This window comes from Sorangium sp. So ce131 (assembly GCF_051519095.1).
Classification (GTDB): Bacteria; Myxococcota_A; Polyangia; order Polyangiales; family Polyangiaceae; genus Sorangium.
This window is the reverse complement of record NZ_CP150455.1, coordinates 1426684-1442992: the sequence shown is the minus strand read 5'-3', so window position 1 is coordinate 1442992 and position 16309 is coordinate 1426684. Positions and strand designations below refer to the sequence as shown.

The 16309-nt window shown below is 71.0% G+C and carries 8 protein-coding genes; 1 reads left to right on the top strand and 7 read right to left on the bottom strand.

What is annotated here, in order from left to right; all coding sequences use genetic code 11:
- Positions 1–41 precede the first annotated feature (41 nt).
- The gene (locus WMF43_RS05250; RefSeq protein ID WP_437677894.1) at positions 42–3437 is read right to left on the bottom strand and encodes a GMC family oxidoreductase N-terminal domain-containing protein; all 3396 of its coding nucleotides are present in this window, start codon (positions 3435–3437) and stop codon (positions 42–44) included.
- A gap of 539 nt (positions 3438–3976) precedes the next feature.
- Between WMF43_RS05250 and WMF43_RS05245 the strand changes: the two genes are divergently transcribed.
- Positions 3977–8701 (top strand): copper oxidase, encoded by a 4725-nt coding sequence (locus tag WMF43_RS05245; protein ID WP_437677892.1) that lies wholly within the window; start codon positions 3977–3979, stop codon positions 8699–8701.
- An 18-nt stretch (positions 8702–8719) separates the two neighbouring features.
- Here WMF43_RS05245 and WMF43_RS05240 read toward each other — a convergent pair whose 3' ends face one another.
- The 6 genes from WMF43_RS05240 to WMF43_RS05215 form a co-directional block, all read right to left on the bottom strand.
- Entirely contained in the window at positions 8720–9766 is a 1047-nt protein-coding gene (locus WMF43_RS05240) for a hypothetical protein (RefSeq protein WP_437677890.1), read from the bottom strand.
- A 286-nt stretch (positions 9767–10052) separates the two neighbouring features.
- Entirely contained in the window at positions 10053–10460 is a 408-nt protein-coding gene (gene tsaA / locus WMF43_RS05235; RefSeq protein WP_437677888.1) for a tRNA (N6-threonylcarbamoyladenosine(37)-N6)-methyltransferase TrmO, read from the bottom strand.
- Positions 10461–10473: 13 nt separating this feature from the next.
- On the bottom strand, positions 10474–11709 hold the full coding sequence (locus tag WMF43_RS05230) for an MFS transporter (protein ID WP_437677886.1): 1236 nt from the start codon (positions 11707–11709) through the stop codon (positions 10474–10476).
- Complete coding sequence (locus WMF43_RS05225) at positions 11709–12341, bottom strand: TetR/AcrR family transcriptional regulator (RefSeq protein WP_437677884.1); 633 nt, start codon at positions 12339–12341, stop codon at positions 11709–11711. The genes WMF43_RS05230 and WMF43_RS05225 overlap by 1 nt, the downstream gene beginning before the upstream one ends.
- A 206-nt stretch (positions 12342–12547) precedes the next feature.
- Positions 12548–13750, bottom strand: coding sequence for a cytochrome P450 family protein (locus WMF43_RS05220; protein ID WP_437677882.1), 1203 nt, complete (start codon positions 13748–13750; stop codon positions 12548–12550).
- Positions 13751–14049: 299 nt separating this feature from the next.
- Positions 14050–15930, bottom strand: coding sequence for a serine hydrolase domain-containing protein (locus WMF43_RS05215; RefSeq protein WP_437677880.1), 1881 nt, complete (start codon positions 15928–15930; stop codon positions 14050–14052).
- Positions 15931–16309: the final 379 nt, after the last annotated feature.

The following is a 16309-nucleotide window of genomic DNA, read 5'->3' as shown; positions in this document are numbered from 1 at the left end:
GCCGGTCGCCCAACCCGGGTCGGGTCGCCGGTCGCCCGGGTTCAGGTCCGCTCGAGGTGCTCGACGATGAAGGGGTAGACGTCGGTCGACGCGCTCTTCCCGAAGATGCAGTCGATGTGGCCGTACCCGGGGATGACCTTTCGCGAGTAGAGCGCCGCGCCGTTCCTCGCCGAGAGCGCCTCGACTGTCTTCTCGGTGCTCTCCGGCAGGAAGCACTGGTTCTCCGCGCCGTGGATGAACCGGATCGGGATCGCCATCCGATCGAGGTGCGGCAGGTAGACGTCCCGCCCCTCGGCGTCGACCACGTGGCCCTCGCGGGTCATCAGCGCCAGCCCCTCGAACGCGCGCATCGTCGCCTCGCCGAAGAGCTCGTAGAGCCGCTCGTGCGTGGCGTGGTTCAGCTGCGCATGCTCGTAGAGCAGCGAGTACATGAACGAGATCCGGTGGCACACCGCGCTGTCGCAGCGCTCGTCGGCCCCGACGGGGTAGAGCTCGAGCGCGCGATCGTAGAGGCTCGAGAGGAACCCCTCGTGCGAGGAGGCGTTCGTCGTGAGCGACCTGACGCCGAGCGCATCGAGCACGCTCGGCGCGTGTAGACCCGCCTTCAGGTGCACCAGCTCGGGCGTGACCAGGTGCGTCGAGATCTGCGAGATCACCGCCGAGCGGACGCCCTCGAGCCCGGCGAGCATCGCCATCGTGAACGTCGTCGCGCCGTAACAGTGGGCGACGACCTGCACGCCCGCCGCGCCCGTCACCTCACGCACCTTCGCCACCGCGGCAGGGTAATCGCCCCGCGCGATCTGATCGGCCGTGTACTGCGTCTTCGACGCGGGGAGCAGCACGCTCGACCGGAAGTCGAGGAGCCAGACGTCGTAGCCGTGGGCCACGAGGTGCTCGAGCAGGTTCGTCTCGATGGTGTCCGTCGAGAAGATACGGCTCGAGACGCCGAGCCCGTGCGCGAGCATCACCGGCCCCTTCGATCCGCCCTGATACCGCGTCAGGAGCAGATCGACGCCGTCGCCCGTCTTGAACGGGTGCAAGCTCGGGCCCGGCACGCGCAGCGGCCTGCGCTTCTGGGGAGGGGGGTTCGAGTCGGCGTACTCGAGCGGCGCCGCGACGCCGCCGTAATAGTCGTAGACCACGCCCGCGAAGAAGCGCCCGAACTTCACCGTCGTGGCGAGGCGCTCCTCGGCGTCCTTCGCGTTCGTGACGTCCAGCGTCCCGAGCTGGCGGATGAAGTCCTCCGGCGCGATCTGGAGGATGCCCTTGCCGATCGCCGGGCCCTTGTCGTCCTCGCCCTCGTGAATGGTGATGTAGAGCGTGGTCGTGTCGTGCCACACGTCCCAGATCGGGCGATCCTTGATCACCTTGAAGCCGTAGAAATAGAACGAGCGCCCCTCCTCCGAGGCAAGCCGCATCGAGTACTTCATGAGCCGGGTGTCCGCGGCGTTCGGGTCCTGCACGAAGAGGTTGAACGTCCCGTGCGTCACCGTCAGCGGCCGCCCCGAGAGCGTGGGAGCGTCCACGGTCCCGAGGGTGCGGGCCGCGTGCTCCGGGCTCGCGATCATCGCGTCGACGTCCTCCGACACGATCGTGAGGATGAACTTGAAGCTCGAGTCCTCCTGCTTGCCCAGCGCGGCGGCGGTCTCGAAATCGCTGTCGACCGCCTTCGAGAAATACCCCTTCATCGTCTCGGTGAAGCGGATCCCGGGCCTCCGCGCCTGGGGCTGGGGCTTGATCGGGCCCTTGTCGGAGTAATCGATGCGGAGGCCGCGGTCGCGGGCGAGGTGGATCGCGCAGCGCTCCGCCAGCGCGGAGATCGTGAGCAGCGGGTTGACGCCGAGCGAGACGGGGATGATCGAGCCGTCGCAGACGTAGAGCCCCTCGTGGACCGCGGCGCCCTTGGTCGACGCGAACACCGTGCCCTTGTGGTCGACGACGCCCGACTCGGCCGAGTCGGCCATCATGCAGCCGCCGAGCGGGTGCACGGTGATCAGCTTGTCGCCGATCTTCTGGGACCAGATCGGGTCCTTGATCGAGATCCCCTCGAGCGCCGCCGTCGTGCTCACGAGGCGCCGGTTCATCTCCTCGAAGATCGGCTCCATGCCCACCTTGGGCCAGTCGATCCGCAGCTGATCGCGCTCCAGCTTCATCGTGCCGCTGTTCGCCTCGTGCCCCATCACGAGGTACGTCTGCGTGTGCATCGTGGCCCCGTAGTAAGGCCCGCGGAGGAGCGACTCGGCCTCGCGCAGCCCCTGGAAGAGGACGTTCTGGGGGGCGGTGTTCTGCCCCCCCGGGGCGACCATCTGGAACACGACCGGCAAGAGCGGCGCGAGCGCGCCCGGGATCGACCCCTCTTCGATGATGATGTCGTCCGCCAGGCTCGACTGGTTGCGCATGTCGATGACGCTGGTGATGCACGGCCCGACGGGCCCCATCGCCCCGGCCGCGTGGTGCCCGAAGCCGATGCCGTCGAGCGCCGGGGTACAGTTGTAGCCGAACCCGAGCATGTCGCCGTTGCCGCTGAACCCCTTGCCGATCATGTCGGAGATCGGTAGTCCGAGCTCCTTCGATCGGAGCAGGATCTCGGTGGATCCCAGCGTCCCGGCGGAGAGGACGACGATCTTGGCGGCGACGGTCAGCGTCGGCGCGTCGAACGCCTCGCGGCCGACGTCGAGCACCTGGTAGTGGACGTTCCATTTGCCGTCGCTGCGGCGCTCGACGTGGCGCACGCTCGTCTCGACGAAGACGGCGGCGCCGTGGCGCTTGGCGTCGGGCAGGTAGTTCATGAGCACGGTGTTCTTCGCGCCGACGTTGCATCCCGAGACGCAGTCGCCGCAGTTGTTGCAGGCCTTCTGCGCGACGCCGGCGGCGTTGATGCCGTCCTCGAAGGTCACGTTGATGTCGAGGCGCCGGAAGGGCTGCCCCATCACCTCCGCCGAGCGCTGGAGCGCCGTCATCTTGGGCAGCGGAGGGTAGCTCTCGGGGTAGGGCTTCGGCGAGAGCATCCGCTCGGCGAGCATGTAGCCGGTGTTCAGGTGCTCCATGTGCTCGCCGCGGAGATCGGCGGGCCAGCGCGGGTCGTCGAAGACGCGCGGCTCGGCGCGGATCGAGACGTTCGCGTTGATGAGGGAGGTGCCGCCGAGGCCGCAGCCGACGAGCACGCCGATGTCCTCGTTGACGTGCAGATCGAACAGCCCCGTGCGCGAGCCCTCGTGGCCCACGACCGGCAGGTTCATCTGCATCTCCTCGAGGGCCTCCAGCGCGGTGTTCGGGTACTCGCCCGGCTGCCGCTCCCGCCCGCGCTCGAGCACGCAGACCTTCAGGCCGGCGCGCGCCAGCCGGGACGCCATGATCGCGCCTCCGTAGCCCGAGCCGACGACGACAACGTCGTATTCACCAGCGATCTCTTCGATGTCCGACGAAAGGCGATCCATGCGCTGCTCCCTCCTTGAGATCCGTTGACGATCCTCGGCGCCCATCCGCGGCGCCCATCCGCGGCGCCGTCACGCCGCCGATGCGTCGCTCCCCTGCGCCCCCCCAGCCTCCCGTCGAGCGCGGCGTGCACGGTAGATCGAATCTCCTCCGATCACAAGACGTAGAGGACACAAGGCAGCAGCCTGAGGCCCGGCCCGCATCCACGCCTCCGTGGATCGGATACAGGGTGCGCGGGCTCGCGCGAGGGGGTGTGGTGTGATCGAGGGGCGGCCGGCCGGTGTGCGTGCCCTCGCCGCGGCGGCCGCCGGCGCTGCCGAAGGTTCGACCCGAACAGCCTGTATTGCGGTCAATCGACCACAGGCGATGTCCCATGGCAACCTTGACAGGAGCGGTGTTGTCGACAAGCCTGGATTCGGCTCATTGCGGAGGGCACCCGGTAACCGGTGCTCGCCAGGGCCTCGACCTTTGACGACGTCCGGGGCGCGCCCATGCGCCGCGGGCGGCTGTCGACGTCGTTTGTCGAGGCGAGGAGGCGCAAGTGCTGACCAGGCTGTTCAAGGTGCTCTGCGGCGCGGCGGCGGCCGCCGCCATCGGCTGCGCGGGCTCCGGGTCGGGCACGGAGCAGGGCGAGGAGCCCGCCGGAGAGGCGGTGGACGCCGAGCGGGCCGAGTACCCGTCGGGCAACACCGTCTTCGCCCACGTCGTCGCCATCGACCAGGTGTACGTCTATGAGCGGTTCGGCGCCTTCAACCCGGCAGGGATGATCTACGCCCTCCGGCGGGACGTCGTGGCCGCCGACCCGGAGCGGCCCATCGGCCCAGGCAACGCCATGCTGCGCCCGGGCAAACGTCCGAGGCCGCTCGTCCTCCGGGTCAACGTCGGCGACGCGCTCGACATCACCTTCACCAACTGGCTCACGCCGCCGGGCGAGCCCCTCCCGGAGCGCGCCCCGCTCACCCGGGACGCTTCCATCCACGTGGCCGGGCTCCAGATCCGGGACATCGAGTCGCTCGGCGGCAACGTCGGGCGGAACCCGAGCTCCCTCGCCGCCCCAGGAGAGACGCGGACTTACCGGCTCTTCGCCGACCGCGAGGGCACGTTCCTCATGCACAGCGCCGGCGCCATGGCGGGCGGCGACGCCCCGGGGCCGCCGATCCGACAGGCCTTCTCGGCGCTTTTCGGCGCCGTCCACGTCGAGCCCCGCGGCGCGGTCGCCTACCGATCGCAGGTCACCGCCGCCGAGCTCGCCGCCGCGAGCCTCGAACGGAACCCGGACGGGACGCCGCGCCTCGATTACGAGGCGATCGGCGCGGACGGCGAGCCGATCCTCCGCATCACGAACGACGCCGGGGAGATCGTGCACGGCGACGTCAACGCCATCATCGCCGGGTACGGCGACGCCCCCTGGTCGCGCGACGCCGCGTTTCGTGAGATCACGGCCGTGTTCCACGACGACCTCGGCGCCGTCAACGCCTTCCCCGAGCTCAACCGCGACACGGCCTTCCACAGCGTGCGCAGCGGGTTCGGCGTCAACTACGGCGCCGCCAGCCTGGGCGCGGCGGTCCTCGCCAACCGCAGGCGCATCGGGCCCACGAGGGCGTGCGCCGAGTGCAAGTTCGAGGAGTTCTTCCTGAGCTCCTGGGCGAACGGCGACCCGGCGCTGAACATCGAGCGGGACGAGCTGGGCAACGCCGTGAGGGCCCTCTACCCGGACGACCCCTCCAACGTGCATCACGCCTACCTCGGGGATCCCGTCTGGTTCCGGAACGTCCACGCCGGGCCGCGGGAGACGCACGTCTTCCACCTCCACGCCCACCAGTGGCTGCGGACGCCGGACGACGAGGACAGCGACTACATCGATTCACAGACCATCGGCCCCGGCGCGGCGTTCACCTACCAGCTCCGTTATGGCGCCGGCAACCGTCACCTGACCCCCGGGGACTCCATCTTCCACTGCCACCTCTATCCCCATTTCGCGCAGGGGATGTGGGGGATCTTCCGCGTCCACGACGTCTTCGAGGCCGGCACGCCGGACCGCGCCCTGCCGGACGGCGAGCTCGCGGCCGGCACCCCCACGCCCGCGGTGGTGCCGCTCCCCGGCCGCGCGATGGCCCCGATGCCGACCTACGCGCCGACGCGGGTCGAGCTCCCCGGCGGCAGGCGGGTGATCCGCGAGGCCATGCCCGGGTATCCCTTCTACATCGCCGCGCTGGCCGGGCACCGGGCGTCGCAGCCGCCCCGCGACATGGAGCACGACGGCGGGCTCCCGCGCCACGTCGTCACGAGCGTGCCGGCGGAGGGCGTCGAGCTCGGCGCGCGGGGCGAGTTCGACGTGCAGATCCACCGGGCCAACCTCAAGCTCCTGCCGCCGGACGGAACCCGCGCCGAGTCGGCCGCCATGGCGTTCCACGCGGGGCAGCTCCCGGGCGCCGTGCGCGCCCCCGAGCGCTACGGCTACCCTGTCCGCGGCTACCCGGCGTTCACCCCGGAGGGTGACGCCGCGCTGTTCCTCGTGAACGGCCGGCCCCCCGCGCCCGGCGCGGTCTACGCGGACCCCTGCCCGAGCCGCTCGCCGACGCGCACCTACCGCGCGGCATACGTGCAGCTCGACGGCGTCGTGAACGGCGCCGGCTGGCACGACGCGCAGCTGCGCACGACGATCCTCGAGGGCGACTACCACGCGACGCGCGACGGCGCGAAGGCGCCGGAGCCGCTCTTCCTCCGCGCCCGCTCCGGGGATTGCGTCGTCTTCCACGCGACGAACCTCCTCCCGTCGGCGCTCCAGGCCGACGACTTCCAGATGTTCGTGCCCACCGACACCACCGGCCAGCACATCCACCTCGTGAAATACGATGTCATCGCCTCGGACGGCGGGGCGAACGGCTTCAATTACGAGGACGGGACGTTCACCGCGGACGAGGTGCTGGAGCGCATCGGCGCGGCCAACGCGCTCGGCGGCGCGCTCGCCGCCGACGGCACGCTCGAGGAGGCGGGCCGCCGGGTCCGCCTCGCCGCGGAGGAGCACCCCACCCTGGACGGCGCGCCGCGCGGGGCGCAGATCACCACGCAGCGCTTCTGGGCCGATCCGATCGTGCAGACGCACGGGAGGGATCGCGCCCTGAGCACCGCCTTCACGCACGACCATTTCTCGCCCTCGTCGCACCAGCACCACGGCCTCTATGCGGGCCTGGTCGTCGAGCCCGCGGGCTCCACCTGGCGGGACCCGGAGACGGGCGCGCGCCTCGGCGAGCGCAGCGACGGGGGGCCGACGAGCTACCGCGCCGACATCCTCTTCCCGCCCGGCGATCCGCGGCGGCCGTTCCGCGAGTTCAACCTCATGCTCGCCGACTACTCGCTGGTCTACGACGAGTGCGGGCGCCCGGTGAACCCTCCGACGTTCGTGCGGGCGCCGCTCCCGCTCGCCATCGTCCACCCGCCCGACGCGCGCCTCCGCGAGGTGATCTCGTGGCGCGATCCGGGGACGCAGCTCGTCAACTACCGCAACGAGCCCATTCCCTTGCGCATCGCCGAGCGCCGGTGCGCATCCGACGAGGTCGCCCAGAAGGCGGGGGAAGCGGGGGAGATGCACGACGTGTTCAGCTCCCGCGTGCACGGGGATCCCGCCACGCCGCTGCTCCGCGCCTATCGGGGAGACCACACGAAGGTGCGGCTCGTCCACGCCGCGCAGGCGGAGCAGCATGTCTTCTCCATCCACGGGAGGAAATGGCTGAGGGAGAGCGCGAGCCCGGACAGCGGGTATGTCAACGGGCAGCCCATCGGTGTCTCGGAGAAGATGGACCTCGAGCTCACGGACGACGTGGTGTCCGGGGCGGCGCCCGCCGGCGAGGTCGACTACCTCTACCAGAGCGCGGCCACGGACGATCTGTGGGACGGCATGTGGGGCCTCCTGCGCGTTCACGGCGAGAGGGTGCCGGATCTGCTGCCGCTCCCCGGCGGCGCGCCGGAGCGCGCCGGCGCGACCCCGGCGCCGGTGTGCCCGCCGGACGCGGAGGTGCGGCGCTACGTGGTCCACGCGATCACGGCGCGCGGCAACCTGCCGGGCGATCGGCTCACCTACAACGAGGAGTTCGGGTTCTACGATCCGGACGCCCTCCTGTTCGTCCGCGAGGAAGATCTCGGCGCCCTGCGGGCGGGCAAGCTGCGGCCCGAGCCGCTCCTCCTGCGCGCGGCGGCCGGCGATTGCATCGAGGTCACGCTCGTGAACGATCTGCCCGAGGCGCTGCCGAAGACGCCCCACTGGAACTATAACCCCCCGATCGTCGACGGGTTCAACACGAACCAGGTGAGGCCGTCGAACCATGTCGCGCTGCACCCGCAGCTCGTGGCGTACGACGTGTCCACGAGCGACGGCGCGAACGTCGGCCGCAATCCCCCGCAGACGGTCCCGCCGGGGCAGCGGCGGACCTACACGTGGTATGCGGGCGAGGTCACTTCGGGGCCCGACGGCGTCGCGTGGCGTCCGCTCGAGCTCGGCGCCGTCAACCTGAAGGACATGGCGGACGTGGTGAACCACGGGATGCACGGCGCGATCGGCGCGCTCGTCGTCGAGCCCGAGGGGGCCGTCTGGTACGAGAAGCCGGGCCGGCACGCGCAGGCCTGGGTGGCTTACGGGGGCGAGGGCCGCGGCGCGCGGTGGTTCCGCGAGCTCGTGCTCGTCTATCAGGCCGAGGTCGGCCTGCACACCGACGACGAGCGGTTCCAGTGCGCGGATCCCTCGTGGAACTGCGGCACCGCGCTCGCGAACCTCGGGAGCGAGATCGACTGGGACGTCTCCGGCCAGGAGGCCTTCAATTACCGCACCGAGCCGATCTGGGCGCGGCTCGGCGTGCGGCCGGAGACGCGCCTCGGCAGCCTGGTCGAGCTCGACCAGAGCGAGGTCTTCAGCTCGGCGGCGCACGGCGATCCGGCGACCCCGGTGTTCGAGGTGGGGCTCTGGGACAAGCTGCGCGTGCGTGTGCTCTTCCCCTCGGGGCACCGCCGGCAGCTCGCGTTCAGCCTCTGGGGCAACGAGTGGCCCCACAACCCGTGGGCGCTGGGCTCGGCGTCGCGGGCCATGGGCGAGAACCCGACGTCGTTCGCCATCGGCGTGCAGAGCGGGATCGGCCCGATGACCGCCTGGAACATCAACCCGTTCTACAGGGCGGGTGGCCGGTTCGCGGTCCCGGGCGACCGCCTGTACAACGAGCAGAACAGCGTCGAGCTCGCCGGCGGGCAATGGGGTCTCGTGCGCGTCCTGCCGTGATCGCCGCGCGCCGGGGCGTCATGGCGACGCGACGGGCGCAGCGTTGAACCGCGCGCTGACCACCCTCCGGCGCTGCGCGCCGATGTTCGCGAGATCGACGAGGAATGCCAGCATGGGCTTCTTCTCGCCAGGGGCAGGCGCGAGCTGAGGCAAACGGAAGCGATCGTCCAGCGAGTCTTCGCGGACGATCGACTTGCCGGCGTCGTGCTTCATCATCGGCTTCGGTATGCCGTGCTCCGTCCCGTCCGGCATGACGACCCGGCTGCTCACGTGGACGGTGACCTTGCCCCCGGCCGCGAAATCCCCGTTCATCGGCAGCGTGATCCCGGAGAAGCGCTTCAGCACGGCCTGGGCGACGCGCCGCCATTCGTCGCCGTCCCCCGTGTCCGCCTCGAGGAAGCGCACCGAGACCAGCTGGCCTTTCGCGTTCAGGGTGAGCTCGAACGAGCTCTCGGAGACGTTCGGCGCGACGGACGACATCACCTCGTCCGCGACGGCCGAGGCGAGCGTGCCCGCCGCGGGGAAGACGACGATGGGCGCTCTCGCGGAGCGCGGCGGGGCGGGGCGCACGGGCGCGAGGGGGCGCACGGGGGCGAGGGAGCCCGCCGGGGGCGCCGTCGGCAAGACGCCTGGCATTGCCCAGACCGGCACGCCGCCGAGGCCCGGCGAGGTCGCGGCGGGGGGAGGAGCGCCGTAGGCGTCCGGGTCCGGCGGCGCCTCCTCGCGGGTCGCCGGTCCGGGGCTCGGGGCCTGCGCCGAAGGCGCCTCGGGCAGCGTCGGCGGGCGCGCAGCCGCGCGCCCTGTCCGCGCGAGGCGCGACGAGCCGAGGCCGGTGCCCCGCGTCCGGGCGAGGGCCTGGGGCGGCTCGATCGGCAGCTCTTCCGGCGCGCTGGGCGTGTCTGGCGACACGTCCACATCCAGCAGCAGGACCGGATCGATCCTTTCGACCGCGCCGGTCCGCGCGCGCTCGTCGGCGACCTGCGGCACGAGCACACGCGCAGCGACGACGCCTCCCGCGTGGAGGAGGAATGCAGCGAGCAGAGAGAGGGAGTCCCGACCGCGCACCGGCCACCGAAGCTACCATGGGGCGCCCTGTCCGTCGCTCCCGCCGACGCTGTGCGCGCTGCCCACCCCGCCCAGCGAGCCCCGGCGCCGGCTCGCCCTCGGCCACGCCGCGAGGAGCGAGGACCAAGGCGTTAACGTCGCCCGATTCGTGCTCTCTTCTTGGCGTCCTTGGCGTCCTTGGCGCCTTGGCGGCTCGAGACCTCCGCTGTTTCAGGCAGTCTCGCTCCGTTGGTCCGCCCAGGTACGGTTCGTGTAGGAAAACGCCGCGCGCGAGCGCCGCGGCCCTTCATCTCAGCGCTGGCTTGATGTCGACGACCGGCGTTCCGTCGATCGCCTCGATGGGCCCTATAAGCAGGCGGTTCCCGTCGATGGCGCGGACGACGACGGGGTGAAGTCCGAGCGGGTTCGGTCTGTCCGGAGATCGCGTCGCGAAGACCCCCGTGAGCGGATTGCTCGGATCGGACCGTGGGTGGACCTGGAGCACGTCGCGGCGTCCCTGGTGAAGCCACGTGATGACGATGATCTCGTCGCCGACGGCAAGGCCCTCCAGCGCTTCCGCCGCCCACGGGTGCACCTCGATCCAGGCATCGGGAGCCCCCTCCGAGCCTTGTTTGGGGGCTCCGCTGCGCTCTTTGAGCACGGACTCGATCACGCCGACGGGCCGCAGCCGAGGTTCGACCAATTCAGCCTCCATGTCCCCCGCGCGCCTACGCGGCCGCCTCGAGCGCGATCTTCCCGGGGGCGCGCGCTCTCGGAAAGAGCCCATACGCCGCGACCGGCGAGAGCGCGGCCAGGCCAGCCGCCAGCGTGAAGTGGAGCGGATACCCGAGCCGCCCCGCCGAGAAGCCGCTGGCGGCCGCGGCGAGCCCCGTGGCGATCACCATCGCGCTCGCCTGGATGGTGTAATCCGTGGCGGCGCTCTCTCGAGTGGTCCAGTCCATCATGCACGTGAAGAGCGCCGCGGTGGCCATCCCTCCGGCGAAGTGCTCGAAGGCGCAGAGCGCCGAAAGGAGCGGCACCCCAGGCGCTGCGCGGGCGACGTACACATACCCGATCACGCTCACCATCTGGAGCGCGCCGAAGCCGACGAGCGACGCGCGCCGTCCGAGGCGCAGCACCAGCGCGCCGCCGGCCAGCGCGCCGAGCAGCCCCGCCACGAAGCCCACCGTCCCGAGGAGCCACCCGATGTCCGAGAGGGAGAGGCCGAGATCCGAGAGGAACGGCCGCAGCATGCCCACCGCGAAGGCGTCGCCGAGCTTGTACACGACGATGAGCGCGAGCGCCTGCGCCGCCCGAGGGCGCTTCCAGAACGAGGCGGCGATCGCGCCGACCGAGGCGGCCTGGGCCCCCTCGCCCGGGCGCTCCGCCTCACGCGCGAGCAGCGTGGGCACGCTCAGGAGCGCGATGGCGAGCGCCATGGCCGCGAGGGTGAGCCCCCAGCCCAGCCGGTCGAAGAGGACGAGCAGCGCCCCGCCGCCGACGATCATGCCGGCCCGGTAGCCGGCCACCTGGATGCCGTTGGCCCAGCCCCGCTCGCCGGGCTCCAGGAGGTCGACCGCGAGGCCGTCCGTGGCGATGTCCTGGGTCGCCGAGAACAGGTTGACCACCAGCACCGCGACGAGCACCGGGGAAAGACCCTCGCGCGGATCCCGCAGCGCCGCGAGCCCGAGCGCCACCGTCATCAGCCCTTGCAACGGGAGGAGCCACGAGCGGCGGCGCCCGAGCCGGGGGAAGAAGAAGCGATCGACGAGCGGCGCCCAGAGGAACTTGAGGGCCCACGGGAGCGCGAGCAGGGAGGAGAGCCCGATGCCTTCGAGCGAGATCCCCTGCTTGCGGAGCAGGACGGGGAGCGCCTGGGTGAAGAAGCCGAACGGGAGCCCCTGGCAGACGTAGAGCGACGCCAGGAGCCCGAGCCGCCGCAAGGACCGAGGGGGAAGGTGCATCAGCGGCTCGCCTCCCGGGTGGTGGAGGAAAGACCGAAGAGCCCTGACGCCATCGCCCACGTCGCGTCGGCGGCCGATCCCGGCGGGATGAGCTCGCGCGCCGTGGCCGCGAGGACGAAGTACCCCTGGATGGTGGCCACGATGGCCGCGGCCGCGGCGTCCACGTCCGCGCGCGCGCAGGAGAACACCCCCTCTCGCGCGCCGCGCCGCGCGATGGCGACGAGCCGCTGCGCCGCGCCCTCGAGCGCTCCGGCGAACGCCTTGCGCACGTCGGCGTCCCGGAGGGCTTCGCCGCTCACGCAGATCCAGCAGGCGAGCGCGGACGGGTCGGCCCCCTCCCCTGTCCGCAGGTGCGCGTCGATGAACGCGCGCAGCTCGGCGGCCGGGTCGCCCGCCGCGGGGGCGAGCTGCCGCTCGATGCGGTGCGCGTAGTCCTGCGCGAGCAGCTCGACGGCGGCGAGCAGGATCTCCCGCTTGCTCTCGAAGTGGTAGTGGACCAGCCCCGGCGCGATGTGCGCCGCCGCGGCGATGGCCCCGATGGACGCCCCCTCGTAGCCGCGCTCCGCCATGTTCTTCAGGAGCGCGCGCGCGATCTGGGCGCGACGTTCCGCGGTGTTCGAAGGGCGAGGCATCTGCCGCTCCTGTGCTCCCCGGCTCGACAGTTTATTGGTTGGTTGTACAACCAATTTATGGACCGACCGAGGCCGGCTGTCAAGCGACGGCTCGGGCGCGCCCACCTGACCCAGGTTGGGCTACCTGACCCAGGTTGGGCTACCCGACCCAGGTTGGGCCACCCGACCCAGGGCCGGGCACCCGACCCAGGTTGGGGCGGTCCGCTCTAGAAGGAGACGGGTAACGTCGCGGGCCCGCGCACGAGGAGGCTCGGGCGGAGCTGGATCGACTCCGGCGCCACCTTGAGCGCGAGGTTCGGCATGCGCCGCAGGATCGTGCCGATGGCGATCTGCCCCTCGAGGCGGGCGAGCGGGGCGCCCAGGCAATAATGGACGCCCAGGCCGAACGCGATGTGCCGGTTCGGCTCGCGCGCGAGGTCGAGCGACTCCGGCGACGGCGTGAGCGCCGGATCCCGGTTCGCGGAGCCGAGCACGACGACGACCACGTCGCCCTTCGGGATCACCGCGCCGCCGAGCTCCACGTCCTCGCGCGCGAACCGGAACGTCGCCGTCTCGACGGGGCTGTCGTAGCGGAGCAGCTCCTCGATCGCGGACCGCATGAGCGACGGGTCCGCCCGGAGCTTCTCGCGCTCCGCCGGGTGCGCGAGCAGCGCGAGCATGCCGTTCGCGATGAGGTTCACCGTCGTCTCGTGGCCCGCGACCAGCAGCAGGAACACCATCGAGAGCAGCTCCTTCTCGTCGAGCTTGCCGGCCCCCTCCTCCTCGACGTGCACGAGCGCGCTCAGGAGGTCCTCCCGCGGGGCCTTGCGCCGCTCCTCGACCATCCCGAGGATGTAGTCCTTGAACTCCCTGATCATCCCCGCCGCGCGATCGATCCTGTCCCGGGTGGGCACGCCGCCGATCACCGCGTCCGACCACGCCCGGATCCGGTGCCTGTCCGCGACCGGGACGCCCAGCAGCTCGGCGATGACGATGATCGGCAGCGGAAAGGCATAGTCGGCCACGAGGTCCATCTCCCCGCGGCCCTGCACCTGGTCCAGGAGGTCGTCGGCGATGCCCTGGATACGGTCCCGCAAGCCCTCGACCAGCCGCGGCGTGAACGCCTTGTTCACGATCGCCCGCAGCCGCGTGTGCGTCGGCGGATCCGTGTTGAGCATGTGCCGATCGAGCTGCATGCGCGCCTCGTCGTCGCCGAACAGGTCGACCCCGATGGATCTCCAGTCCTTCACCAGGCGCTCGTCCTTCAGCGCGGCCACGCAGTCGTCGTAGCGGGTGACGAGCCAGAGGACCCTGCCGTCCGGCAGCGTCGTGCGGTGCACGGGCTCCTCCGCTCGCAGGCGGGCATAGATGGCGTACGCATTGGGCTTGAAATCAGGGCTCGCGAGGTCGACCGGGGCAAGCTTGGGCACCACGTGGTATCCTTTCTGCGCGTCCTGCGCGTCCTGCGCGGCGCGCGCGGCGGAGCGGATCTTTGCTTGGAGGCGCCCGGCTGTCATCCTCCGGCGCTCGGTCGATGTAGAACCCGCGGCGCTCCCCAGCTCTTCCCAGGCTTGTCCTCGGTCGCCCGCGCTTTTTGGGGACCGGTCGGCGGCCTGCGCTGTCCAGGACGCTCGAAGCGACGCTTCGATCTCCTACCGGCCTTTCATAATCACAACGGATACCAATGAATTCGCGGGGACGGACGCGGCGTCTCCGCCGAGCTACACGTTCACTTCTTCTTCACCGGCTCGAACACCACGCTCCGCTGCCAGGCCCTCATGTGCAACGTCGTCTTCCCGTCCACGACCTTCGGCACGAGCTCGGGCCAGCCGATCCACGGAGGGCTCGTGAGCACGAGCTTGACCGTTCCGTCCTCCTCCGTCTTTCTCCCGACGCTGCTCTTCCACTCTCCGACGTCGAAGACGCCGCGGTTCCCCTCCACCCGGAGGCTCACCTTGCCGAACCACGGGTGCTCGTAGGCCCCCTCGAGGCGATCGAGCCAGGCCCGGTCGGGCTCGAGGTCGACCTTGCCCATCTCCCGGCGGAAGTCCTCTTCCTGGGTCTTCGCGGCGTAGGCCAGGTCCTCCCGCGCCTCGTCGCGGCCGTCGAAGAGCAGCTCGAAGAGCTTGCGACGGAAGATGCCGCCGAACGGGTTTGGAGAATCGACGTTCGAGAGCATGACCGCCCCGACGTCATGCTCGGGCAAGAAGAAGAGGTCCGAGGTATAGGCCCAGGCCCCGCCGGGGTGGCCGAGCACCTGGACGCCCCGGTAGGTCTCGATGGCGAACGCGAGGCCATAACGCGTCATGTCGCCCGACCTCGCCTGCGGCTCCCAGCGCTTCACGAGGTTCGCCTCCGAGACGACGCGTCTTCCCTCCGGCGTCTTGCCCTTGCCCATCTCCATCGCGAGGTACCTGGACAGGTCGCGGACGCTCGACCACGCCCCCCAGCTCGGATCGAGCGGGCCTGTCCAGCCGGTGGCGGGGAACGGCGTCGCGGCCATGTCGTAGCTGGGCGAGCGGTCGTGCGCGGACGCGTGCTCCGCGCGCTTCACGGCGGCCACGTCGAACGTCGTCGCCTTCATCCCGAGCGGCCCGAACACCTTGGCTCGCATCGCCTCGTAATAGGCGGGCCCCAGCGGCTTCCGCGGGTAGAGGGCGTGCGCCGCGACGTATCCGGCGGCGGCGAGCAGCGCGTTCGAGTACTGGTAGGCCTCTCCGAAGGCCGTCGTGGGCGCGAGATCCTTCAGCCTCGCGAGCGCGTCCTCGGCGGTGACGCCGGCGTACTCGAAGTCGGTCCCGAGGTTGTCGTACGGGATGCCGGTGCACCCGCAGAGCAGGTTCTGCATGGTCATTCGCCTGGTGAGCTCCGCGTCGCCCACCGCGAACGCGGGGAACACCTGGGTGACCGGCGTATCCCAGCCGAACTTCCCCTCATCGACGAGCACCGCCAGCATCAGCGACGTCAGCGGCTTGGTCGTGGACGCGAGCCGGAACAACGTATCCGGCGTGACCGGCGCCTCCTTTCCGAGCTCCCTGACGCCGAAGCCCCGCTCGAAGACGACCTTGCCTCCCTGGAGGATCGCCACCGCGATTCCCGGGACGTTCGCCGCTCTCCGCCCCTCCTCGATGAAGGACGCGAGCTCGCGCAGGCGGCCCTCGTCGAGCGCGTGGGCCGCCTTGCCGCGAAAGGACTCTTCCTCGACGCCCTCGGGCTTGAAGCTGAAGAACGCGATCTTGGCCCCTGCCCAGCGCCTCCCCCACCCTCCCTTCGTCCCGTCGAACAGCGCCACGTACCAGGTGTCGCCCTTGCGACGGGCGCTGGCGAAGACGTCGCGCGCCTCCTCCGTGGTCGTCTCGTAATCCACGTCCGCGATCTGGTCCCATCCACGCCGCCCCGGCGGCGCGGTCATGCGCTTGACCTTCCGCGCGAAGCCCGGCTTCACCTGCTTCCAGGCGGCGGCGATGGCGGCGCCCGCCTCGCCCTCCTTGCGCTCGAGGAACGTGACGGACACCTCGCGACTCGCGTCCTCCAGGATCACGACGTCGCCCCGCGTCGTCACGGTCCAGCCCTTGGGGGCCGTGTACGCCGCCCCCGAAGGCGTCTTCATGGGTGAATCCGCGTCGACCTTCACGACGCTCTCCCCGATCGGCGCGCTGGGGGCGGTCGGCACGGCCGCCGGAGAAGGCTGCGTGGGACCAGAGATCGCCGGCTGAACGGGCCGCGGCTCGCCGCCGCCGCAGGCGATCGCGCTCGCGCTCGCGCTCAACCAGAGAAGCGGAATGACGAGGCCACGGCGCATTGAATCCACCTCCAGGGCGAGGAGGAGAGCCGAAATGGTTGGAGGATGTCAAGGCCGCATCGCCACGTCCGCCTCAGGTTACCGGAGAGGCCTCGTGGCTCGCCCACCCCCTCAAGGATGACCCTTCCACGACAAGGAACCATGTCCCCGCGACGGCGCGCCTGCGCCTACGGGAGAACCCGATGCA

Excerpts from the sequence above, each read along its gene's own strand:
- WMF43_RS05250 (WP_437677894.1), bottom strand. The coding sequence starts at position 3,437 with ATGGATCGCCTTTCGTCGGACATCGAAGAGATCGCTGGTGAATACGAC.
- tsaA (WP_437677888.1), bottom strand. The coding sequence starts at position 10,460 with ATGGAGGCTGAATTGGTCGAACCTCGGCTGCGGCCCGTCGGCGTGATC.
- WMF43_RS05230 (WP_437677886.1), bottom strand. The coding sequence starts at position 11,709 with ATGCACCTTCCCCCTCGGTCCTTGCGGCGGCTCGGGCTCCTGGCGTCG.
- WMF43_RS05225 (WP_437677884.1), bottom strand. The coding sequence starts at position 12,341 with ATGCCTCGCCCTTCGAACACCGCGGAACGTCGCGCCCAGATCGCGCGC.
- WMF43_RS05215 (WP_437677880.1), bottom strand. The coding sequence starts at position 15,930 with ATGAAGACGCCTTCGGGGGCGGCGTACACGGCCCCCAAGGGCTGGACC.